Genomic DNA, 21,609 nt, shown 5'->3' with positions numbered 1-21,609 from the left:
CCGGTTCCCGCGTCATAGGGGATATGGGGAAGCATCGGCGGCTCGGGGAGTACCGGCTGCTGGCCGAGATCGGCCGGGGGAGCACGGCCGTGGTCCACCTCGCCTTGGACCCCGTCGGCCGGGAGGTCGCGCTCAAGGAGCTCGACGCCGAGTTCGCGGCGGAGCCGGAGGCGCGGGGGCGCCTGGCCCGGGAGATGGCGGCGCAGGCCCGCGTCACCAACCACGCCTCCAGCCCGTACGTGACGCGGCTGCTGGACGGGCGCCTCGACGGCGACCACCCCTACATCGTCACGCAGTACGCGCCCGGCGTCCCGCTGGGCGACCTCGTGGACGCCTACGGGCCGCCGCGCGCCGAACGCCTGCTGCGGGTGGCGCGCGGCATGGCCCTCGGGCTGGCGTCGATCCACGACGCGGGCGTGGTGCACCGCGACGTGTCGCCCGGCAACGTGATCGTCCTCGGCGACCGGCCGATGCTGGTCGACTTCGGGATCGCGCTGCCGGCCGACGCCGAGCAGATCACCCGGCGCGGCATGGTGATCGGCACGCCCGCCTACCTCGCGCCCGAGCTGATCGAGGGCGGCAAGGCCACGCCCGCCGCCGACGTGTACGCCTGGGCGGCGACCCTCGCCCAGGCCGCGACGGGGCGCCCGCCGTTCGGCCGCGGCTCGCTGCACGGCGTCTGCTACCGCATCCTGCGCGGCCAGGCCGACCTGGACGGCGCGGCCGATCCGCTCGCGTCGCTGCTGCGGCGCGCCCTGGACCGCGACCCGGACCGGCGCCCGTCGGCCCGCTGGCTCGCGGGCGCCCTCGCCGACTGGACGGGCACCGCCGAACGCCCCCGGATCCCCGTCGCGGCACCGGCCGCGTGATGCCGGGGAGATCCACGGGGGACGGCGCGCGAGGGTAGGGTTTCGGAAACGACAAAGGGGGTCACCACGTCCGGGGACAGCTTCGGCCAGGATCGGATCGGGCACTACCGCCTGCTCCAGACGCTCGGCGAGGGCGGGATGGGCGTGGTGTACCTGGGGGCCGATCCCGAGGGCCGCAACGTGGCCGTCAAGGTGCTGCGGCCCGCCGTCGCGGGCGACGCGACGGCCCGCCGCCGCCTGGCGCGCGAGGTGGACTCGATGCGCCGCGTGCACAACCCGCACGTCGCCGAGATCCTCGACGCCGACGTCACCGCCGACCAGCCCTACATCGTCACCCAGTACGTGCCCGGCCGCACCCTTGAGGAGATCGTCGAGGAGTCCGGGCCGATGTCCGGCCAGGCGCTGCAGCGGCTGGCGGTCGGGCTGGCGTCGGCGCTGTCGGCGATCCACGGCGCGGGCATCGTGCACCGCGACCTCAAGCCCGGCAACGTGATGCTCGTGGACGGCGAGCCCGTCGTGATCGACTTCGGGATCGCGCAGGCCGCCGACGCGACCCGGCTCACCGCGACCGGCATGGTGATCGGCACCCCCGGCTACCTCGCCCCGGAGATCATCGAGGGCGAGGAGGCGGGCCCCTCCTCCGACGTGCACGCCTGGGCCGCGACGCTGGCCTACGCCGCCACGGGACGGCCGCCATTCGGCTCCGGCACCTTCGAGTCGATCTTCTACAAGATCATCAATAACACGCCGGACCTCGACGGCGTGCCCGAGCCGATCCTGCCGCTGCTGCGCGCCGCGATGTCCCGCCACCCCGCCGAGCGGCCCACCGCCGTCGACCTGGTGCAGCTGGCGCGGCGGGTCCAGGTCGAGGCGACCCTCACCGACCAGACGATGGTCGACCAGTTCCGGACGCGGCTGGAGGAGACCTCCCGGGACGCGGAGACGACCGCGCCCGACCACACCGCGTCGCGGGCGTTCACGATGCCGCCGCCGGAGCCGCCCGCCCCGGTGCCCGCACCGGTGCCCACCCCGGCCCCGCTCCAGCCCAAGGACTTCATGGGGCAGCTGCCCCCCGCGGCCCCGCCGCCGATGCCGCCGCCGGCGCCCGGACCGTTCGAGCGGTCCGGCGGCTACGAGCAGTACCGGCGCGCGCCCGCGCCGCTCACCGAGCCGCGCCCGCAGCCCGCGCCGCAGCCCGTGCCGCCGCCCGTCCCCTACGAGAACCCCTACCAGCAGGCCACCGGGCCGCGCCCCGAGCAGCGGCCGGGCGAGGAGACCACCCGCCGCGACGCCGACCGCGCCCCCGACCGGGAACGCCGCAAGCCCTACGGCTGGTACCGGGTGATGAGCCTGCTGGTGCTGGTCGCGCTGCTGGGTTTCGCCGGGATCGCGCCGCTGCTGGCCGTCGGCGTCACCGTCGTCGGCGTGCTGGTGCTGCGGACGGGCGACAAGGCCGCCCGGGGCATGGAGGGCAAACGCACCCGGCGCGGGCCGCGCGCCGGGGACGCGGTGGCGGCGGCGTTCAAGGCCCCGCTGCACCTGCCCGGCGCGGCCCTGGTCACCGCGCTGATCGCACCGCTCAGCCTGCTGGCCGGGGCGGTCCTGCTCGGGGTGCTGATGTTCGCCAAACCCGACCTGGGCGCCGCCACCGCCGTGTCCTACGCGTCGATGGTGGTGATCGCGCTGCTGTGCCTGGCCCCCGGCAGCGGGGCCCCGCGCCGCCAGCTCGCGCGGCTGTGGGGCGCGATCCTGCCGCGCGCCGAGGCGGCCGTGGCGGGCGTGCTGATCCTCGGCACGTTCGCGGCGGTGCTGGTGGTGCTGTCCCGGCAGGGCGAGCCGGACACCACGCCGCTGCCCGGTATGAGCCAGAGCCTGGAGGATCTGCGCGCCGACATCAAGGATCTGCTGTCGGGCGGCCTGCCTTTCATATAGGAGCCCGGTAGTGTGGCGAACCCTATGAGCGGGGAGCAGAGCCACCGAAACCACCGGAGTCCGCTGACCCGGCCCGCGCCCGGCACGCGCCGGGCCACCGACGCCGAGGGCCGGGACGTCGCGATCACCACGCCGCCGCCCGGCGCGCCGCGCCCGGACCTGGACCGGATGCGCGCGGTGCTCAGCCCCCACGTGGTGGACGTGCTGGACGGCGACCCCGACGCGGACCCGCCCTACGTGGTGTCGCGGCTCGTTCCCGGCCGCTCCCTCGCCACCGAGCTGGCGGAACGCGGCGCCCTGCGCGGCGCCGCGCTGCACCGCCTGGCGGCCGGCCTGGCCAGGGGCCTGGCGGCGATCCACCGGACCGGCCTGGCCCACGGCGCGCTCACCCCCGACACGGTCCTGCTCGTGGACGGCGCCCCGGTGATCGTCGAGTTCGGCCTCGCCCCCGGAACGCCCGCCGACGACGTCCACGCGTGGGCGACGACGGTGACGCTCGCCGCGACGCACTCGGGCGACCCCGTACCGCCCGGGTGGGAGCCGCTCCTCCACGCCGCCGCGTCCCCCGACCCGGCCACCCGTCCCTCGGCGACCGAGCTGGCCGAAGCCACGGCCGCCCTCCCCGCCCCGACCCCCACCTCGACACGGCCCCCCGCGATGACACACCCCTCCACGCCGGCCCAGACTCCCGCACCGGCCCAGCCCCCCATGCCGACCCGGCCTTCCGCGTCAGCGCAGCCTTCCGCGTCAGCGCAGCCTTCCGCGTCAGCGCAGCCTTCCGCGTCAGCGCAGCCTTCCGCGTCAGCGCAGCCTTCCGCGTCAGGGGAGGCTTCTGCGTCAGGGGAGGCTTCTCCTGCGGTGCGGAGCCCCATGGCGGCGCAGGCCGCCACGTCGGAGGCGGCTTCCGTGACGGTGCGGCCTTCCGCGCTGGAGGAGATCTTCGCGTCGGCGCAGAGCTCCACGACGGCGCAGCCCGCCGCGTCTGCGCGGGCTTCCGTGTCGGTGCGGCCCGCCGCGGCGGACGGGGCCGGGGACGCTGAGGACGACGACGCTCACGCGTTGGCCATCGCGTTGGGGTGGGCTCGGCTGCTGACGATGCTGGTCGTGGTGATCGCGGTCGGGGTGACCCTGGTCGTGCCGGTGCTGGGGCTGGTGTCCTCGGCGCTGGCGGTGACGGGGCTGCGCCTGATGCCCGGCGCCGGGAGCCGCCTGCCGGCGTTGGCGCGGGCGGCGGCGACGCTGCCGTACGCGGCGGTGTTCGCGGTGGGGGTGCCGCTGGGGCTGATGCTGCTGTCGGGCGTGGGCGTGATGGTGGACCCGCAGCGGGCGAGCGCGTTCGGCGCGGCGGCCGCCACGCTGGTGCTGTGGGCCGCGCCCGGCGTGCGCGGTCCGCGCCGCCGCCTGGAGGAGGCGTTCCTCGACCTCGCCGAGAGCCCGCCCCGGATCGCCGTGGCGGGCGTGGCGCTGGGCCTGCTGGCGTTCGCGGTGATCGTCGCCTCGGTCTCCTGGCACCCGAGCTTCACCCCGCTCTACGGCCTGCAGAGCACCGTGGAGAACACCCTGTCCCGCATCCAGATCTCCCTGCACTGAGGGGGCCGGACGACCCGTCGGGCGTGATCTGCGTCACTCCGGGATCGGGCGCGGCGCGGTCGTGAGGTGCGGGTTCGGCGTGGGTAGGGTCTCACCCACCTGGGATTTGCCTTCAGGCTACCCACGGGTAACATCTGCATTGCATGGCCGAGACAGGGACCCGGATCCGAAGGCGGTTCGGGTGTTTGGCAGGCTGTGCGGTGCGGAGCAGTTCAGCAACGCACCAGCCAGCGTCGACCCGCCATGGGCGGCGCCCCTCTTGCCGCTGCCCCCAGCGGCCGATTGAGTGCAGGGAGGTCGGCCACCGGCCATGAACATCGTCGTCTTGGTGAAGCAGGTTCCCGACACGGAGAGCCCGCGCAAGCTGAAGTCCGATGACAGCACGCTCGACCGCGCCGCGGCGGACGGCGTCATCAACGAGCTCGATGAGTACGCCATCGAAGAGGCGCTGCGCATCAAGGAGGCCCACGGCGGCGAGGTGACCGTCCTGACCATGGGTCCGGACAAGGCCACCGACTCCATCCGCAAGGCCCTGGCCATGGGCGCCGACAAGGCCGTGCACCTCGTCGACGAGGCCCTGGCGGGCTCGGACGCGCTGCAGACCTCGTACGCCATCGCCCAGGCCCTCGGCCAGACCGGCTACGACCTGGTCGTGCTGGGCTCGGAGTCCACCGACGCCCGCACCGGCGTGCTCGCCGCGATGCTCGCCGAGCGTCTCGGCGTCCCGCAGCTCTCGCTGGCCAACAAGGTCGAGATCGAGGGTTCCGCGATCAAGATCCAGCGGCAGACCGACTACGGCTACGACCGGGTCGAGGCGAGCCTGCCGGCGGTCGTGAGCGTCGTCGAGAAGATCAACGAGCCGCGGTACCCGTCGTTCAAGGGGATCATGGCGGCCAAGAAGAAGCCGGTCCAGAGCCTCGGCATCGCCGACGCCGGGATCGACGCCGGCCAGGTCGGCCTGGCCAACGCCGCCACCGAGGTCGTGGACTTCGCCGAGGCCCCGCCGCGTGCGCAGGGCCAGATCGTCACCGACGAGGGCGACGGCGGCGTGAAGGTCGCCGAGTTCCTCGCGTCGAAGAAGTTCGTCTGAGCGAGGAAGGGGACTGAAGAACGATGAGCGAGATTCTCGTCCTCGTCGACCACGTCGACGGTGAGGTCAAGAAGGTCACCCTCGAACTGCTGACGCTGGCCAACCGCCTGGGCGACGCCGCCGCGGTATGGGTGGGCGCGGGCTACGAGGGTTCCAAGGACAAGCTGGCCGAGTACGGCGCCAAGAAGGTCTACCTGGCCGCCGACGAGGAGCTGACCTCCTACGTCGTCGCCCCGAAGGCCGCCCTGCTGGCGCAGCTCGCCCAGGACAAGGGCGCGGCCGCCGTGCTCGTCGCCGCCACCGGCGAGGGCAAGGAGATCGCCGGTCGCCTGGCCGTCAAGCTGGGCACCGGCGTGCTGACCGACGTCGTGGACGTCGCCGAGGGCTTCGTCGCCGAGCACTCGATCTTCGGTGGCGCGATCGTCGCGCACGCCAAGGTCAAGGAGGGCACCCCGGTCATCGCCGTCCGCCCGAACTCCATCGCGCCCGAGGCCGCCCCGGCGACCCCGGCCGAGGAGCAGGTGTCGGTGGCGCTGTCGGACACCGACAAGGCCGCCAGGATCGTGGAGCGGGTCGTCGAGGAGAAGGGCGAGCGCCCCGACCTGACCGAGGCCGCGATCGTCGTCTCGGGTGGCCGCGGTGTCGGCTCCGCCGAGAACTTCAAGATCATCGAGGGCCTGGCCGACTCGCTCGGCGCGGCCGTCGGCGCCTCCCGCGCCGCGACCGACGCCGGCTGGTACCCGCACCAGTTCCAGGTCGGCCAGACCGGCAAGACGGTGTCGCCGCAGCTGTACATCGCGGCCGGCATCTCCGGCGCCATCCAGCACCGGGCCGGCATGCAGACGTCCAAGACGATCGTCGCGATCAACAAGGACGCCGAGGCCCCGATCTTCGAGCTGGTCGACTTCGGCGTGGTGGGCGACCTGTTCCAGATCGTCCCGCAGCTCACCGAGGAGATCAACAAGCGCAAGTGACGCGCTGATCGCCCGACGGAACGTCCCGCCCCGGCCTGCGGCTGGCCGGAGCGGGACGTTCCGTTTTTTGCGCGAACACCTACAATTCGCCGAAAACTCTCTTTTCTCCTCAGGCCCGAAGGACCCCCGCCTTGTCCCAGCCGCCCCTGCCCCCGTGGACGCCGCAGCCGGCCACCTTCCCCCGGATGGCCAGGCTCTTCGACTCGGTGCCGCCGGGCGGCCGCCCCGTCGTGCAGCGCCCGCCCGTCCCGCTGCACGAGCGCGACGCGCTGCTGACCTACCTCAAGCAGGCGCCGGTCGTGCTGTCGGCGCGCGGTTTCGACGAGGACCTGATGGACCCGTCGCGGCCCGCCGAGGTGCCGATGACGTTCCACACCGACGGGATCTGGGTCTGGCCCGGCTCGGCGGTCTACTACCTGCGCGTGCACAACGTCCCGCCGGACCCGGAGCTGCTCGCCCACATCCGCGCCCGCGGCTTCCGCGTCCCGCCGGTGCCGGAGGAGGCCAGGGAGGCGGCCGTCAGGGTCGCCACCGGGCAGGCCGAGGAGCCCGCCCCGGCCCCGCCGCCGCTCCCGGCCCCCGAGCCGCCCGGCCCCGGCGCGGATCCGCCGCCGGCCCCGCCCGCGCCGTCCCGGAAGCGGGGCCGCCGCGCCATCGCGGGCTGCCTGGCCGTCGTCCTCGTCGTCGGGCTCTTCCTGGGCTTCCGCGGCCTGCGGACCGTCCTGAAGAAGGGGCTGGACGACGACGGCCGTCCGGCGGGCAACAGCGCCCCCTACACCCCGCCGTCCCCGGCCGCCACCCCCGGGACGTCCCCGCCGGCCGACGCGCGCCGCGCGGTGGTCACCTCGCTGCCGCCGCTGTGCGGTGTGGTGAAGCGCGTCCTGCCCGCCAAGGCGCGGGGAACGCGGATGGAGCCGAACCCCGCCGACGGCGCGGACCGCCGGTTCTGCCGCTGGCGCGCCCTCAACGCGCGCTTCGCCCGCAACCTGGAGGTCAGCGTCGACGCCCACGGCCGCGGCCCCGCCAAGGCCGACGGGCCGGCGCGCGCCGCCGCGGAGCACCGCCGCGACCGGGCCCGCGCCGCCACCCCCGGGATCTACGCCGGGCGCGCGGCCGTTCCGGGGCTCGGCGACGAGGCGTACTCGGCCGCCCACGCCGTCACGATCCACCGGGGCCCGGACCCGAGGACGGCGATCGCGTTCCGGACGCGGGGCGCCGAGGTCGGGGTGCGCGAGGGCAACGTCACCGTCCGGGTGATCTGGTCCCTCGCCGACGGCTACCAGCGCGGGGGCCGGGTGCTGGACGGCACCTACCCCCGCTACTCCGTCGCGCGGGCCGAGGCGCTCGCCGTCGCCCGCGCGGTCCTGGCCCGCCTCGGCTAGGACACCGCCTTCACCACCTCCGGGTCCACCAGGCCGGTGAGCCCGGTGTAGGGGAGGACCACGTCGGCCTTGCCGCAGGCCGTCGTCTCTCCGAGGGCGGTCATGTTCACCAGGAACTCCAGGCCGCCGCGCTGGAGCACCACGTGCACCGCGGGCTGGGGCGGCTCGAACGCGCGGCGGGTGAGACGCGGCAGGGTCGCCCGCAGGCAGCTGTCGATGTCGGCGCCGTTCTTGAGCCGGGTGGCCAGGGTGCCCAGACCCTTGGCCTCGAACGCGGCGGGCGTGAGGATCCGCGTCACCGGCACCGCCTGGCCCGTCCCCAGATCCACGGTGACCGACAGCGGGCTGCTCCAGGTCGGGTGCGACAGCGTCGGCGAGTCCAGCGTGACGTCGTAGCGGACCGACAGGTAGCGGGGACCGCCGGTGCGGACCGCCGCCTTCACCCGGGAGACCGACGGCCTGGCGCCCGGCTGCGCCGCCAGGCTCCGCTCGTAGTACCTGCGGCGTTCCTCCAGCGGCGCGCGCAGCGCCTCGTTGATCCGCCGGGCGAGCGCCGGTTCGCCGCCGCGGACCTGGACGAGCTGCCCGGCCGTGCTGAGCGGCACCGATCCCTGCGTGCCCTGCTGGTAGGAGGCGAGCTGGACCGACAGCGGCGCGACGGGCGGGCGCCCCGGCCCGTCGTCGGCGGCGACGTAGACGGCCGCGCCCCCGGCGGCGGTCGCGGCGATCACCCCGCCCGCCACGGCGGCCCCGGCCTTGGTGCCCACCACCCCCAGCACGCCCTTGCCCGCCCCGGCGGCGACCGCCCCGGAAGTCCCGGCCCCGGCGCCCGCCCCGGCCGTGCCGAGCCCGAGCGCCGTCAGCGGGAACAGCGCCGCCAGCGCGGCGGCGGCCCCGGCCAGCGTCCGCACCCCGCGCGCCTCCCAGTCCGAGCCGTAGGCGGCCGCCGCGACCGACTCCAGCTCGGCCACGAACGCCTTGGCGCCGTGCGGCCGGTCCCACGGGTTCTTGGCGAGGCCGCGCGCCACCAGCGGGCGCAGCGGCTCGGGCAGCGTCTCCACCGGGACCGGCGCGGTGAGGTGGTGGTTCATCAGCACGGCCGGGCTGTCGGCGGCGAACGGCCGGCGCCCCGTCACGCACTCGAAGAACACGCAGGTCGCGGCGTACACGTCGGTGGCGGGGGAGGCGGGCTCGGAGCGCCACTGCTCGGGGGCCATGTAGACCGGCGTCCCGGAGCGGCCCGCCTCGCCCGCGTCCACGGCGATGCCGAAGTCGATGAGCTTGCTCAGCCCGTCACCCCGGACGATCACGTTGGCGGGCTTGTAGTCGCGGTGCACGATGCCCAGCTCATGGGCGGCGGCCAGGCCCAGCAGCGACCCCTTCAGCACCGTCAGCGCGGCCTCGGGCGCCAGCGCGCCGTGCTCCTCCAGCACCCGCCGCAGCGCGACGCCGTCGACCGCCTCCATCACGATCGCGGCGCCCTCGGGCGTCTCCACCAGGCCGTACAGCCCGGCGACGTAGGGGTCGCGGAGCCGTTGCAGCAGCCGCGCCTCCTCCCGGAAGCGCTCCCGGAACGCCGCGTCGCCGTTCAGCCGCTCGGCCAGGTACTTGATCGCGGCGGTGCGTCCGGTCGCGTCGTGCCGGGCCAGCACCACCCGTCCCTGCGCGCCCTCGCCCAGCGTCCGCAGCTCGGTGTAGCCGGGAACCCGCCACATGACGCCCCCTCGTCCGAAGATTCCAAAGGGCGTTTATATCGGACAGGCCGGTCATGCGGAACGGCGTGTCACCCCCTCGTGATGGAGGTGACACGCCGCGTTCGCGCGTGAGGTGGGACGGGTCAGGCCGCGACCGGCTCGGCCTCGGGGTTGAGGCGCACCGCGTCGCCCTCGTCGCCGATGACCCGCGCGGCCACGTCGTGGCCCGCGTCCAGCGGCAGGAACCGGGTGGACAGCGCGATCAGCAGGGACAGGACGATCACGATGCCGACGCCGACGCGCAGCGAGGTCGCGTCCGCCAGGAACCCGACCACGACCGGGCCGAGCAGCAGGCCGCCGTAGCCCATCGCGCCGACCTGGGCGACCGCCGCGGCGGGCCGTCCGGGCGCGGCGGTCCCGGCCAGCGACATGGTGGTGGGGACGATCGTGCAGACCATCACGCCGGTGACGAAGAACCCGCCCAGCGCGACCCACGCCGACGGGGCGGTCACCACGATCGCCATGCCCACCGCGGTGCCGACGCCGGAGGAGACCAGCAGCGCGCGGGTGCCGAGGCGCACCCGGACGTGGTCCCCGGCCAGCCGCCCGAGCAGCATCGCCAGCTCGAACACCGGGTAGCCGAGCGCCGCCAGGGCCTCGCCGGAGCCCAGCTCGTCGGCCAGCAGCATGCCGCTCCAGTCGGCGATGGTGCCCTCGGCCATGAACGCGATGAACCCCAGCACGCCGATCAGGTACACGACGGCGGGCAGCTTGGCGCGGCCCCCGCCGGCGGAGGCGGCGGGCGCGACCGGGTCCGGCAGGTAGGTGCGGCCCAGCAGCAGGCCGACCGGCAGCACGGCGGCGGCCGCCACCAGCACGGTCGCGGTGTGGCCGAGCCCGGCGGCGGCGGTGGCGACGCCGACCAGCCCGCCGCTCATCGCGCCCACGCACCAGCCCGCGTGCATCCCGTTCAGCACCGGGCGGCGGTAGGCGTGCTCGACCACCGAGCCCTGCGCGTTCATCGCGATGTCGACGACGCCGAACGCCATCCCGAACGCCGCCACCGCCACCAGCAGCGTCCCGAACGACGGGGCCAGCGCCACCGAGCCGAACGCCACCGCCGCCAGCGGCAGCGACCAGCGCAGCACCGTGCGGCTGCCGAGCCGCGCCATCACGCCGCGCAGCCCCTGCATGGCCACGATCGCGGCCAGGCCCCAGACGAGGAGCACGACGCCGACCTCGCTCTTGCTCACGCCGAACTTGTCCGCCAGCGCGGGCATGCGGGAGACCCACACACCACAGAGCAGACCGGCCAACGCGAAGGTCAGGAACGTGCCCAGTCGAGCGCGGAACAGCATCGTTCACCTCTTTCTCTCTCGGCGGGGCCGTGGCCCCGGCTTACGGGTCGGGTCCGGGCACGGGGGCGTCCCGGAACGGCGCCGCACGCGGGGGCGCGTGCGGCGCGGGCATCGGATGGGCGCCGTGTGGCCCGGCGCGGGGCGTGATGGAACGCTCCAGGCCCGTGACGGGCGCGGAGGCGCGTTGTCGGTCGTCAGAAGGGAGCGCGGAGCCGGGTGAGGGTCCGCCTCAGCCGGGCGGGCTGTCCAGCAGGGCCAGCAGCCGTCGCCTGAGCGCGGCGAACTGCTCCCCGTCGTACAGCTCCGGGGCGTGGCTCACCACTTCCCACAGGCCCTCGGCCGCCAGCCGGACGACCATCTGCCCGACGGGGTCCTCGCCGCACGGCTGCTTGTGCCAGCGGGCCATCGCGCCGTTCAGCGGCTCGGCCAGCTCGGGGTCGGTGGCCGCGGCCGTGATGGCCGACCAGCGCCGGTACGCGCGGGCCTCCCCGGCCAGGATCTCGAACGTGGCCTCGACGTAGGCGCGGGTGTAGGAACCCGGCGTGCCGTCGTCGAACGAGGCGATCAACGCGTCGAACTCGTCGATCACCCGCGAGACCATCGCCTTGACCAGCGCTTCCTTGGTGGGGAAGTGGTAGAGCAGACCGCCCTTGCTGACCCCCGCGCGGTCGGCGACCGCGTTCAGGGTGAGCGCCTGGGTGCCCTGCTCGGAGAGCAGGGACTCGGCGGCGTCGAGCAGGGCGTCCTTCTTCATGACTTCTTAACTGTACCGACCGGACGGTACAGCTCGCAACCGGAGTGATCTACGTCTCCCCAGGTCAGGGGGTGCTTATCGGTGGTGGCGACTCCCCCCGACAGCGCGCGGCCGGGCGCGGATAATGTGGGGCGCGTGGTGACCTACCTCGACCATGCGGCGACGACCCCGATGCTGCCGGAGGCCATCGCGGCGATGACGGAGGAGATGGGGCGTCTCGGCAACCCCTCCTCCCTGCACGCCGCCGGCCGCCACGCCCGCCGGGTGGTGGAGGAGTCCCGCGAGGTGATCGCCGAGACGTTCGGCGCGCGGCCCAGCGAGGTGGTGTTCACCTCCGGCGGCACCGAGGCCGACAACCTGGCCGTCAAGGGCCTGTACTGGGCCCGCCGCGCCGCCGACCCGGCCCGGGTGCGCGTGCTGGCCTCGGCCGTGGAGCACCACGCCGTGCTGGACGCGGTGCACTGGCTCGCCGACCACGAGGGCGCCCGCGTGGAGTGGCTGCCGGTCGACGGGCTCGGCCGCGTTCGCCCCGACGCCCTCCGGGAGGCGCTCGGCGACGGCTCCGACGTGGCGCTGGCCACAGTCATGTGGGCCAACAACGAGGTCGGCACCGTCCAGCCCGTCGCCGAGCTGGCCGCCGTCGCCCGCGAGTGCGGCGTGCCGTTCCACACCGACGCCGTCCAGGCCGCCGGGCACCTGCCGGTCGACTTCGCCGCCACCGCCGCCAAGTCCCTCGCGCTCAGCGGCCACAAGATCGGCGGTCCGGTCGGCGTGGGCGCGCTGCTGCTGGCCAAGCCCGACCGGGAGGTCGGCGGCGACCCGGTCCCGATCCTGCACGGCGGCGGGCAGGAGCGCGACGTGCGCTCGGGCACCCTGGACACCCCCGCCATCGCGGGCCTGGCGACGGCGGTGCGGCTGGCGGCCGAGCGCCGGGTGGAGGAGGCCCGCCGCCTCACCCGGCTCCGCGACCGGCTCATCGAGCAGGTCCGCAAGGCCGTCCCCGACGCGATCCTCAACGGCGACCCCGACGACCGCCTGCCCGGCAACGCCCACTTCTCCTTCCCCGGCTGCGAGGGCGACGCGCTGCTGATGCTGCTGGACGCCAGGGACATCGCCTGCTCGACGGGCTCGGCCTGCTCGGCGGGGGTGTCGCAGCCCAGCCACGTGCTGCTGGCGATGGGCGCCGACCCGGCGCGGGCGCGCGGCTCGCTGCGGTTCACGCTGGGCCACACCTCCACCGAACGGGACGTCGCGGCGCTGGCCGAGGCGATCGGCCCGGCCGTCGAACGCGCCCGCCGCGCCGGACTTTCCTGACCTTTCCCGACGTTTGCCGCCTTTCTCCTCGGGCACATGCCGTCCGTCTCAGAGGAGGTCATGATGGCGTCGAACGTCGTCGGGGGCGGCGCGCGCCGGGCCGGGCGCGAGGTCACCGGAAGCCGCTGGTTCCACCGGATGTCGCGCGCCGGGCTGGTCGCCCACGGGGTGATGTACCTGCTGGTCGGGTGGATCGCGGTGCAGATCGGGCTGGGCGACGGCGGCCGGGAGGCCGACAAGAGCGGCGCCCTGCAGACCGTCGCCGAGCAGCCCGCCGGGAAGTTCCTGCTGTGGCTGCTGGCGGTCGGGTTCGCGGGGCTGGCGCTGTACTGCCTGGCCGAGGCGGCCTTCGGGCAGCCCATCCCGGAGGGGCACAAGCCGCGCAAGCGGCTGTCCTCGCTCGGCCGCGCGGTGCTCTACGTCGTCGCGTGCGCGGGGATCGTGTCGTTCGTGATGGGGCGGGGCAGCAGCTCCAGCGACGACCAGTCCCGGTCGTTCACCGGCCGGGCGATGGCCGAGCCCGGCGGGCGGTGGCTGGTGATGGCGATCGGGCTGGCGTTCGTCGCCTGGGGCGTGTACGCCATCTCCTCGGCGGTGCGCCGGAAGTTCATGAAGATCCTGCGCACCGGGCAGATGAGCGCCCACACCCGCCGCGTCGTGCAGGCCCTGGGCGTCGTCGGGGGAGTGGCGCGCGGCCTGGTCGCCTGCGGCATCGGCGCGTTCCTGGTCTACGCGGCGCTGTCGGCCGACTCCGACAAGGCCAAGGGGCTCGACGGGACACTGCGCGAGTTCGCCTCCACCCCGGCCGGGCCGTGGCTGCTGGTCGCCGTGGCCGTGGGGCTGCTGACGTACGGCGTGTACGCGTTCGCCGAGGCCCGCTACCGGAAGGTGGAGGCGGTCCGCTAGGGGCGTTCACGTCGGCGTGACGTCGGCGGTGACGGGGACCTGCGGTACGGCGGTGTTGGTGACCACGGCCAGGTCGTGTCCGTCGCGCGTGGGGCGCCACTGGCCGCCGATCAGCGGGACCAGCGCGATGTTGGGGGCGGGCCCGCGCGTCCAGTCCAGGGTCCCGGCGATGGTGTCGACGCGGGCCCGGGCGATCGTCCTGGCGACGGACGCGGGCTGGGCCGGGTCGTCGGCGTGGGCCAGGGCGTGGTGGGCGACCTCGACCAGGGCGTGCGCCAGCCCCAGGGGTTGCAGCCAGGGGCCGCCGGTGGCGTCCCGGTAGGCGACGGCCAGCTCGGCGGCGGTGGTCCCGTCCAGCGAGGAGCGGTGGGGATGGCCGGGCGTCCAGTACACCAGCGTGGCCACGCGGGCGTCGGCCAGGTCGCCCCGCGCCTTCCCGGCATGGGGATAGGCCAGCCAGCGCGAACAGGTGATCAGCCGCGGCGCGGCCTTCGCCCGGCGCGCCTGGCGGTGGAACAGCCCCAGGTCGGTGGCGGTGGCGGCGCTGGTGACGACGTCGACGCCGGTACGGCGCAGGTGCTCGATGGCGGGACCGAAGTCGGCGGCCGGCTCCCGGTAGCCGCCGGGATCGACTAGCCGGTGCCCGCGGCGGGCCGCGGCCGGGACGAACCCGTGGCGGTCGTGGCGCAGCAGCCGCCCCTGGAGGTCGTCGTTCCACAGGCAGCCGACCGTGGGAGCGCCGTCGAGGCGTTCCCAGATGTCGGCGAACACGGTGGCGATGTCGTCCAGCCCCCAGGCGAAGTGGTACGTCCAGTCGAACCGGTGACCGATGTCGTCGGCGCGCGAGTACACGTACGCCTGCCAGGGGAAGGTCGTCGACACGCACGGCACGCCCCGCCGCTCGCAGGCGTCGGCGACCGCGGGCAGCACCCGGGTGCCCGCCATGGTGATCACGACGTCGGCGCGGTCGCGCTCCACCAGGTCCCGGACGGCCCGGCGCGCCCCGTCGGGGTCCGAGCGGCTGTCGCGCACCGCGAACCGCAGCGCGCGACGGCGCCCCGCGCCGCCGACCGACGTCAGGTGCGGCGCCAGCCGGTCGACGACGAACGCCAGCGGATCACCCAGCGTGGACAGGCGGCCGGTCCGCGGCACCACCGCCCCGATGCACAGCGAGCCGTCCGGCCCCATCCCGCACCTCCGTGACCTGCGTCGACACGACATCACCAAGAGTAGCCAAGCGAATACCCACGGTGAATGCCGGGTCGTCCAGGTCACCCTGGCCGGGTGGTGACGGGGCTCATGGCAGGTAGGGCGCCAGGACCCGCCAGCTGGGGTCGGCCACCGAGACGACCTTGCCCTTGCCCTCCGACCAGGACGCCGCCAGCTGGTCCAGCCGGGCCACCACGCCCGAGTCCGGGTCGGCGTACAGGTGGTAGACGCGCAGCCCGTCGCCGGTCTCCTTGGCCGCCAGCACGACCCCGTCCAGCGCCGCGATCTTCTTCTCGAACCTGCGCAGCGCCCCCGCGGACGGCTCGACCGGCAGCCGGTCGGGGTTGGAGTTGGCGTACGGCAGGCTCACCGACACGTGCAGGTCGTGCAGCGGGAAGTCCTGGCGGTGCAGCGGGAACCGCACCTCCAGCCGGGAGGGGTGCCCGCGCGGCGTGCGGCCCTCGCCGGTCAGCCAGGCGGCCTCCTCGAACGGCTCGGCGATCTGCTCCACCACCACCGGCAGCATCGACGGCGGCAGCGCGTCCACCGGCGCCTCCATCGCGATGGTCACCTCGCCGACCCAGCGCGCCACGTCGTCCTCGCCGAGCGCCCAGTACAGGACGTGCAGCGCGACCTGGAGCTGCTGCTCCTCGGGCACGAACAGGAAGTCGGGGTGGTAGGCGGTGACGTGCACGCGGGCCTGGGCGGCGTCGGCGCGCAGCCCCAGCTTCACGTACTCCAGGTCGAACTCGTGGTCGCCGAGCACCAGGTTCTGGGCGAGCATCTCGTGGTCGGCCTGCCGCGCCGCGAAGAACCGCCACCCGGCGGTGTCGCGCGGGGCGGCGCGCAGCCAGCGTTCGGCCAGGCCGCGCAGCCCGGGGTCGCCGCCGCCGGTGAGCGTCAGCGTCGGCGCGCGGTCGTCGGCGCCGCCGATCTCCCACTGCAACTCCGGATCGATCTTCTGGACCCGGGAGGTGAGCTCGTCGACCAGGTCGGCGGGCAGTTCCTCGGCGGGGTGGTCGTCGGGACCGGGCGCGGCGCTCAACGCGGCCTCGATCCGCGGGCGGGCCTGGACCCACCACTCCCAGAACTCGGTGATGGCAGGAAGCGCGGCGGAGGAGGACGCCTCGCGCGGGCGGCGGAAGATTCCCATAGCGGGGAACATCGTACGCGGAAGATACGCTGGGAGGACTATGACTCTGCGCGTACTGGCCGCCATGTCGGGCGGCGTCGACTCGGCGGTGGCGGCCGCCCGCGCCGCCGAGATGGGGTACGACGTCACCGGCGTCCACATGGCCCTGTCCAGCAACCCCCAGTCCTACCGGACCGGCGCGCGCGGCTGCTGCACCCTGGAGGACTCCCGGGACGCGCGCCGCGCCGCCGACGTGATCGGCATCCCGTTCTACGTGTGGGACCTGGCCGAACGCTTCCACCAGGACGTGGTGGAGGACTTCGTCAGCGAGTACGCCGCCGGGCGCACCCCCAACCCGTGCCTGCGCTGCAACGAGAAGATCAAGTTCGAGGCGCTGCTGGACCGGGCGCGGGCACTGGGGTTCGACGCGGTCTGCACCGGCCACTACGCCCGCTGGGACGGCGCGACGCTGCGGCGCGGCGTGGACCACGGCAAGGACCAGTCCTACGTGCTGGCGGTCTGCACGCCCGAGCAGCTCGCGCACGCGATCTTCCCGCTGGGCGACACCACCAAGGCCGACATCCGCGCCGAGGCCGAGCGGCGCGGCATCCAGGTCGCGGCCAAGCCCGACAGCCACGACATCTGCTTCATCGCCGACGGCGACACCCAGGCGTTCCTGGCCGAGCGCCTCGGCCGGGCCCCCGGCCCGATCGTCGACCTGGACGGCAACCGGGTCGGCGAGCACGAGGGCGCCTACGGCTTCACGATCGGGCAGCGCAAGGGCCTGCGGCTGGGACGGCCCGCGCCGGACGGCAAGCCGCGCTACGTGCTGGACATCTCCCCGGTGGACAACACCGTCACCGTCGGGCCGCGCGAGGCGCTGGACGTCGACGAGATCGCCGCCGAGCGGCCGGTGTGGCTGGGCGAGCCCCCGGCCGGGCCGATCGGCTGCCAGGTGCAGCTGCGCGCGCACGGCGAGGTGTACGACTGCGTCGCCGAGCCCGCCGCCGCGGGCCTGCGGATCCGGCTGGCGTCCCCGGCCAAGGGCGTGGCCGCCGGTCAGGCCGCCGTGCTGTACGAGGGCGACCGGGTGCTCGGCTCGGCGACGATCTCCGAGGCCGTCCGCGTGACGGCCGGGGCGGAGTGAGCGCCCGCCACCGCGTGCCGGTATCTTCCCAGTCCCCCTGAGACCTGGAGGAACACCCGTGGATTTCGGCGTCTCGACGTTCGTGACCGACGAGGGCATCGGCCCGGCGGCGCTCGGCCGCGCGCTGGAGGAGCGCGGCTTCGAGTCGCTGTTCCTGGCCGAGCACACCCACATTCCCGCCAGCCGGGAGACCCCGTGGCCGGGCGGCGCGGAGCTGCCGCGCCACTACTACCGGACGCTCGACCCGTTCGTGGCGCTCGCCGCGGCGGCGGCCGCGACCGGGCGGCTGAAGGTCGGCACCGGCATCGCGCTGGTCATCCAGCGCGACCCGATCATCCTGGCCAAGGAGGTCGCCTCGCTGGACCTGGTCTCCGGCGGGCGCGCGATCCTCGGCGTCGGCGCGGGCTGGAACCGCGAGGAGATGCGCAACCACGGCACCGACCCCCGGACCCGGATGCGGCTGCTGCGCGAGCGCGTCCTCGCGGTCAAGGAGCTGTGGACGAAGGAGGAGGCCGAGTTCCACGGCGAGTTCGTGGACTTCGACCCGGTGTTCTCCTACCCCAAGCCGGCGCAGGACCCGCACCCGCCGGTGCTGGTCGGCGGGTCGGGGCCGACGACGTTCGACCGGGTCGTCGAGTTCGGCGACGGCTGGATGCCGATCCTGGGCCGCGGCACCGAGGACCTGCCCGCCCAGATCAAGGAGCTGCGCGACCGCGCCGGACGGTACGTGCCGGTGTCGGTGTTCGGCGTGGTGCCCAAGGCCGAGATCGTCGCCGAGCTGGAGGCGGCCGGGGTGGACCGGGTGCTGTTCAACCTGCCGACCGAGCCGGAGGCGGAGACCCTGGCCCGCCTGGACCGGATGGCGGAGCTCGTCTGAGCTCGTCTGAGCCGGTCATGGGCCGGTCGCCGATAGGGTTCCGGGCGTGACGACGACGAGTTTTCCGTGGGGACCCGGGGCCGCGACCGGGGTCGGCTCCCATCCGGGGACCGACCCCGCCGAAGCGCTCCGGGTCGTGCTCGGCGAGCTGCCCGAGCTGCCGTACCTGCCCGAACTCCCCGACCGGGGACCCGGCGCCGACATGATCGGCCGCGGCGCCGGGCTCCTGGTCGAGCTGCCGGTCCACCTGGAGCCGTCGGGGTGGCGCCTCTCCGACCGCCCCGGCCGCGACACGCGGCGGGCGCTGGACCACCTGGCCCGCGACCTGGACGCGCTGGAGGAACTGGCGGGCGGGCACGACGGCCCGTTCAAGATCCAGGTGGCGGGGCCGTGGACGCTGGCCGCGGGCATCGAGCTGCGCGGCGGCGACCGGGTGCTGCGCGACCCCGGCGCGGTGCGCGACCTGGCCGCGTCGCTGGCCGAGGGCGTCGCGGCGCACGTCGCCGAGGTGCGGCGGCGGATCCCGAGGGCGTCGCTGCTGCTCCAGATCGACGAGCCCGCGCTGCCCGCCGTCCTGGCCGGGCGGATCCCGACGGCCAGCGGGTTCTCGCGGCTGCGCGCCGTGGAGGCCCCGATCGCCGAGGAGGCCCTGCGGCAGGTGATCGAGAAGGCCGGGGACGCGTTCCCGGTCGTGCACTGCTGCGCCCCCGACGCCCCCTACCGGCTGCTGCGCGGCGCGGGCGCCAAGGCGATCTCGGTGGACCTGCGGATGGTGCCCGAACGCGCCGACGACGCGGTGGGGGAGACCATCGACGCCGGGGTCGGGCTGTTCCTGGGGGTCGTCCCGGGCACGGACACGGCGCTGCCGGCGCTCCAGCGGACCGGCGAGCCGGTGCGGGAGCTGTGGCGCAGGCTCGGGTTCCCGCCCGCGCGGCTCGCCCGGCAGGTCGTCCTCACCCCGGCGTGCGGGCTGGCGGGGGCCTCGCCCCGGTACGTCAGGGCCGCCCTGAAACGCTGCCACGAGACGGCCCGGATGCTCTACGAAGCGGCCGGGTAGGGGGCGCGGCGCGGGTCGTAATGTCGGTGGTACCGGCGAGAATGGGCCCATGACCACGAGCGAAGGTGTCCCCCAGAAGTCGGCGCAGACGGACGCGGCGAAGCGGCACGCCGAGCTGGCCGAGCGGATCGACGAGGCGAACTACCGCTACTACGTGCTCGACCAGCCGACGCTGAGCGACGCCGACTACGACCGGCTGATGCGCGAGATCCAGGCGCTGGAGGCCGAGTACCCCGAGCTGGTCACCCCCGACTCGCCCACCCAGCGGGTCGGGGCGCCGATGGTCACCGAGTTCGCGACCGTCGAGCACGTCGAGCGGATGCAGAGCCTCGACAACGCGATGGACGCCGACGAACTGCTGTCCTGGGACCAGCGGGTGGTCCGGGAGGTCGGCGAGGTCGCGGGCTACCTGTGCGAGCTGAAGATCGACGGCCTGGCGGTGTCGCTGGTCTACGAGAACGGCAGGCTCGTGCGCGGCGTCACCCGCGGCGACGGCCGCACCGGCGAGGACATCACGCTCAACGTCCGCACCATCGAGGCGATCCCGACCCAGCTCTCCGGCTCCGGCTGGCCCGAGCTGCTGGAGGTCCGCGGCGAGGTGTTCCTGCCCGTCGCGCGGTTCGAGGAGGTCAACGCCGAGCAGGCGGAGATGGGCGAGAAGGTCTTCGCCAACCCGCGCAACGCCGCCGCCGGGTCGCTGCGGCAGAAGGACCCGAGCGTCACCGCCCGCCGCAGGCTCAGCATGCTCGTCCACAGCTTCGGCGCCTGGCGCGGCGGCAAGCAGCCCGACAGCCAGTCCGAGGCGTACGAGACCATGCGGGAGTGGGGCCTGCCGATCAGCGACCGCTACAAGGTCGTCGGCGGGCTGGAGGCCGTGCGCGAGTACATCGCCCACTACGGCGAGAACCGCCACGAGCCCGAGTACGAGATCGACGGCGTGGTCGTCAAGGTCGACCAGTTCGCGTTGCAGCGCCGCCTGGGCTCCACCTCGCGCGCGCCGCGCTGGGCGATCGCCTGGAAGTACCCGGCCGAGGAGGTCAACACCAGGCTCCTCGACATCAAGGTGGGCATCGGCCGTACCGGGCGCGTCACCCCCTACGGCGTGATGGAGCCGGTCAAGGTGGCCGGGTCCACGGTGGCCTACGCCACGCTGCACAACGCGGGCGAGGTCAAGCGCAAGGGCGTGCTGATCGGCGACACGGTTGTGCTGCGCAAGGCGGGCGACGTCATCCCCGAGATCGTCGCGCCCGTGACGGACCTGCGCGACGGCTCCGAGCGCGAGTTCACCATGCCCGCGCACTGCCCCGAGTGCGGCACCGAGCTCGCCTACGAGAAGGAGGGCGACGCCGACATCCGCTGCCCCAACGCCCAGTTCTGCCCGGCGCAGCTGCGCGAGCGGCTGTTCTTCCTGGCCAGCCGCAAGGCCCTGGACATCGAGGCCCTGGGGTACGTGGGCGCGACGGCGCTGACGCAGCCGCTGGAGCCCGGCGAGCCGCCGGTCCGCAACGAGGGCGACCTGTTCCACCTGACCGTGGAGCAGCTGCTGCCGATCCGCACCGTGGTGCGCGAGCAGCGCACCGGCGTCCCCAGGATCGACCCGAAGACCGGCGAGGAGAAGGTCGTCACGTTCTTCGCCAACGCCGACGGCGAGCCGAAGAAGATCGTCGAGGTGCTGTTCGAGGAGCTGGAGAAGGCCAAGGCCCAGCCGTTGTGGCGGGTGCTGGTGGCGCTGTCGATCCGGCACGTCGGCCCGGCCGCGGCGCAGGCCCTGGCCCGCGAGATGGGCTCGATCGACGCGATCCGCGGCGCCACCGAGGAGGAGCTGGCCGCCGTCGAGGGCGTCGGCCCGACGATCGCCGCCTCCATCAAGCGCTGGTTCGAGGTGGACTGGCACCGGGAGATCGTCGAGAAGTGGGCCGCCGCCGGGGTGCGGATGGCCGACGAGGGGTTCGACGCGCCGCGGCCGCTGGAGGGCGTCACCGTCGTGATCACCGGTTCGCTGGAGGGCTTCAGCCGCGACTCGGCCACCGAGGCCGTGCAGAACCTCGGCGGCAAGGTCTCCGGCTCGGTGTCCAAGAAGACCGGTTTCGTGGTCGTCGGCGACAGTCCCGGCTCCAAGTACGACAAGGCCGTCAAGCTCGGAGTGCCGGTCCTCGACGAGGGGGGGTTCCGGGTGCTGCTCGACCAGGGGCCGGATGCGGCCAAAAACGTAACCCTGCGCGGGGACGAATGACGGCCCGTGTTCGTTGCCCAGATGACCAGCGAGTAGTTACCTAACGGTACGGTATGGCTACCCTTTGGTAGGATCGCGACACGGATTGGGC

The 21,609-nt window shown here is 74.4% G+C and carries 17 protein-coding genes; 12 read left to right on the top strand and 5 right to left on the bottom strand.

Annotated features, from left to right (window positions below; genetic code table 11):
- Positions 1 to 23 precede the first annotated feature (23 nt).
- The 6 genes from AKI01S_RS18150 to AKI01S_RS18125 all read left to right on the top strand — a co-directional run bounded on the left by AKI01S_RS18150 (position 24) and on the right by AKI01S_RS18125 (position 7,837).
- Entirely contained in the window at positions 24 to 869 is an 846-nt protein-coding gene (locus tag AKI01S_RS18150) for a serine/threonine-protein kinase (protein ID WP_067818764.1), read from the top strand.
- Positions 870 to 965: 96 nt separating this feature from the next.
- Positions 966 to 2,801, top strand: coding sequence for a serine/threonine-protein kinase (locus tag AKI01S_RS18145; protein WP_369688727.1), 1,836 nt, complete (start codon positions 966 to 968; stop codon positions 2,799 to 2,801).
- 24 nt (positions 2,802 to 2,825) lie between these two features.
- Positions 2,826 to 4,391 (top strand): protein kinase family protein, encoded by a 1,566-nt coding sequence (locus AKI01S_RS18140; RefSeq protein ID WP_067818758.1) that lies wholly within the window; start codon positions 2,826 to 2,828, stop codon positions 4,389 to 4,391.
- 310 nt (positions 4,392 to 4,701) lie between these two features.
- A complete protein-coding gene (locus tag AKI01S_RS18135; RefSeq protein ID WP_067818755.1) occupies positions 4,702 to 5,481 on the top strand; it encodes an electron transfer flavoprotein subunit beta/FixA family protein in 780 nt (259 codons plus the stop codon).
- Positions 5,482 to 5,504: 23 nt separating this feature from the next.
- Positions 5,505 to 6,455 carry an electron transfer flavoprotein subunit alpha/FixB family protein gene (locus AKI01S_RS18130; protein ID WP_067818752.1) on the top strand — a complete coding sequence of 317 codons (951 nt, stop codon included), beginning with the start codon at positions 5,505 to 5,507 and terminating at the stop codon, positions 6,453 to 6,455.
- Positions 6,456 to 6,586: 131 nt separating this feature from the next.
- Complete coding sequence (locus tag AKI01S_RS18125; protein ID WP_067818749.1) at positions 6,587 to 7,837, top strand: DUF3558 domain-containing protein; 1,251 nt, start codon at positions 6,587 to 6,589, stop codon at positions 7,835 to 7,837.
- Here the strand turns inward: AKI01S_RS18125 and AKI01S_RS52830 are convergent.
- From AKI01S_RS52830 to AKI01S_RS18110, 3 genes are all read right to left on the bottom strand, one after another.
- Positions 7,834 to 9,552: a serine/threonine-protein kinase gene (locus AKI01S_RS52830; RefSeq protein WP_067818746.1), complete on the bottom strand. Its 1,719-nt coding sequence runs from the start codon at positions 9,550 to 9,552 to the stop codon at positions 7,834 to 7,836. The genes AKI01S_RS18125 and AKI01S_RS52830 overlap by 4 nt on opposite strands.
- Positions 9,553 to 9,674: 122 nt before the next feature.
- A complete protein-coding gene (locus AKI01S_RS18115; RefSeq protein ID WP_067818743.1) occupies positions 9,675 to 10,889 on the bottom strand; it encodes an MFS transporter in 1,215 nt (404 codons plus the stop codon).
- A 229-nt stretch (positions 10,890 to 11,118) separates the two neighbouring features.
- Positions 11,119 to 11,643: a TetR/AcrR family transcriptional regulator gene (locus AKI01S_RS18110; RefSeq protein ID WP_067818740.1), complete on the bottom strand. Its 525-nt coding sequence runs from the start codon at positions 11,641 to 11,643 to the stop codon at positions 11,119 to 11,121.
- 138 nt (positions 11,644 to 11,781) lie between these two features.
- Between AKI01S_RS18110 and AKI01S_RS18105 the strand changes: the two genes are divergently transcribed.
- Both AKI01S_RS18105 and AKI01S_RS18100 read left to right on the top strand, forming a co-directional pair.
- Complete coding sequence (locus AKI01S_RS18105) at positions 11,782 to 12,957, top strand: cysteine desulfurase family protein (RefSeq protein WP_067818801.1); 1,176 nt, start codon at positions 11,782 to 11,784, stop codon at positions 12,955 to 12,957.
- A gap of 36 nt (positions 12,958 to 12,993) precedes the next feature.
- On the top strand, positions 12,994 to 13,863 hold the full coding sequence (locus AKI01S_RS18100; RefSeq protein ID WP_245681676.1) for a DUF1206 domain-containing protein: 870 nt from the start codon (positions 12,994 to 12,996) through the stop codon (positions 13,861 to 13,863).
- Positions 13,864 to 13,869: 6 nt separating this feature from the next.
- Here the strand turns inward: AKI01S_RS18100 and AKI01S_RS18095 are convergent, their stop codons facing one another.
- Positions 13,870 to 15,051 (bottom strand): ABC transporter substrate-binding protein, encoded by a 1,182-nt coding sequence (locus AKI01S_RS18095; protein ID WP_067818735.1) that lies wholly within the window; start codon positions 15,049 to 15,051, stop codon positions 13,870 to 13,872.
- 109 nt (positions 15,052 to 15,160) lie between these two features.
- Positions 15,161 to 16,225 carry a DUF695 domain-containing protein gene (locus AKI01S_RS18090; protein WP_083999777.1) on the bottom strand — a complete coding sequence of 355 codons (1,065 nt, stop codon included), beginning with the start codon at positions 16,223 to 16,225 and terminating at the stop codon, positions 15,161 to 15,163.
- A gap of 40 nt (positions 16,226 to 16,265) precedes the next feature.
- Between AKI01S_RS18090 and mnmA the strand changes: the two genes are divergently transcribed.
- Genes mnmA through ligA form a run of 4 tightly spaced genes read left to right on the top strand, consistent with a single transcriptional unit; the run spans position 16,266 to position 21,518 of the window.
- Positions 16,266 to 17,351: a tRNA 2-thiouridine(34) synthase MnmA gene (mnmA, locus tag AKI01S_RS18085; RefSeq protein WP_067818729.1), complete on the top strand. Its 1,086-nt coding sequence runs from the start codon at positions 16,266 to 16,268 to the stop codon at positions 17,349 to 17,351.
- Between the two features lie 58 nt (positions 17,352 to 17,409).
- The gene (locus AKI01S_RS18080) at positions 17,410 to 18,228 is read left to right on the top strand and encodes an LLM class F420-dependent oxidoreductase (RefSeq protein WP_067818726.1); all 819 of its coding nucleotides are present in this window, start codon (positions 17,410 to 17,412) and stop codon (positions 18,226 to 18,228) included.
- Between the two features lie 46 nt (positions 18,229 to 18,274).
- Positions 18,275 to 19,285, top strand: coding sequence for a methionine synthase (locus AKI01S_RS18075; protein ID WP_067818723.1), 1,011 nt, complete (start codon positions 18,275 to 18,277; stop codon positions 19,283 to 19,285).
- Between the two features lie 49 nt (positions 19,286 to 19,334).
- A complete protein-coding gene (gene ligA, locus AKI01S_RS18070) occupies positions 19,335 to 21,518 on the top strand; it encodes an NAD-dependent DNA ligase LigA (RefSeq protein WP_067818720.1) in 2,184 nt (727 codons plus the stop codon).
- Positions 21,519 to 21,609: the final 91 nt, after the last annotated feature.

Origin of the sequence: Actinomadura kijaniata NBRC 14229, assembly GCF_001552175.1 — a bacterium.
Taxonomy (GTDB): Bacteria; Actinomycetota; Actinomycetes; order Streptosporangiales; family Streptosporangiaceae; genus Spirillospora; species Spirillospora kijaniata.
Note: the sequence above shows the minus strand (reverse complement) of the source record. Positions and strands in the feature narration are given on the sequence as shown.

Bases quoted from the DNA above. Each gene is read 5' to 3' on its own strand.
- AKI01S_RS18150 (WP_067818764.1), top strand. From the start codon at position 24: ATGGGGAAGCATCGGCGGCTCGGGGAGTACCGGCTGCTGGCCGAGATC.
- AKI01S_RS18140 (WP_067818758.1), top strand. From the start codon at position 2,826: ATGAGCGGGGAGCAGAGCCACCGAAACCACCGGAGTCCGCTGACCCGG.
- AKI01S_RS18135 (WP_067818755.1), top strand. From the start codon at position 4,702: ATGAACATCGTCGTCTTGGTGAAGCAGGTTCCCGACACGGAGAGCCCG.
- AKI01S_RS18130 (WP_067818752.1), top strand. From the start codon at position 5,505: ATGAGCGAGATTCTCGTCCTCGTCGACCACGTCGACGGTGAGGTCAAG.
- AKI01S_RS52830 (WP_067818746.1), bottom strand. From the start codon at position 9,552: ATGTGGCGGGTTCCCGGCTACACCGAGCTGCGGACGCTGGGCGAGGGC.
- AKI01S_RS18115 (WP_067818743.1), bottom strand. From the start codon at position 10,889: ATGCTGTTCCGCGCTCGACTGGGCACGTTCCTGACCTTCGCGTTGGCC.
- AKI01S_RS18110 (WP_067818740.1), bottom strand. From the start codon at position 11,643: ATGAAGAAGGACGCCCTGCTCGACGCCGCCGAGTCCCTGCTCTCCGAG.
- AKI01S_RS18100 (WP_245681676.1), top strand. From the start codon at position 12,994: ATGCCGTCCGTCTCAGAGGAGGTCATGATGGCGTCGAACGTCGTCGGG.
- AKI01S_RS18095 (WP_067818735.1), bottom strand. From the start codon at position 15,051: ATGGGGCCGGACGGCTCGCTGTGCATCGGGGCGGTGGTGCCGCGGACC.
- AKI01S_RS18090 (WP_083999777.1), bottom strand. From the start codon at position 16,225: ATGGGAATCTTCCGCCGCCCGCGCGAGGCGTCCTCCTCCGCCGCGCTT.
- mnmA (WP_067818729.1), top strand. From the start codon at position 16,266: ATGACTCTGCGCGTACTGGCCGCCATGTCGGGCGGCGTCGACTCGGCG.
- ligA (WP_067818720.1), top strand. From the start codon at position 19,335: ATGACCACGAGCGAAGGTGTCCCCCAGAAGTCGGCGCAGACGGACGCG.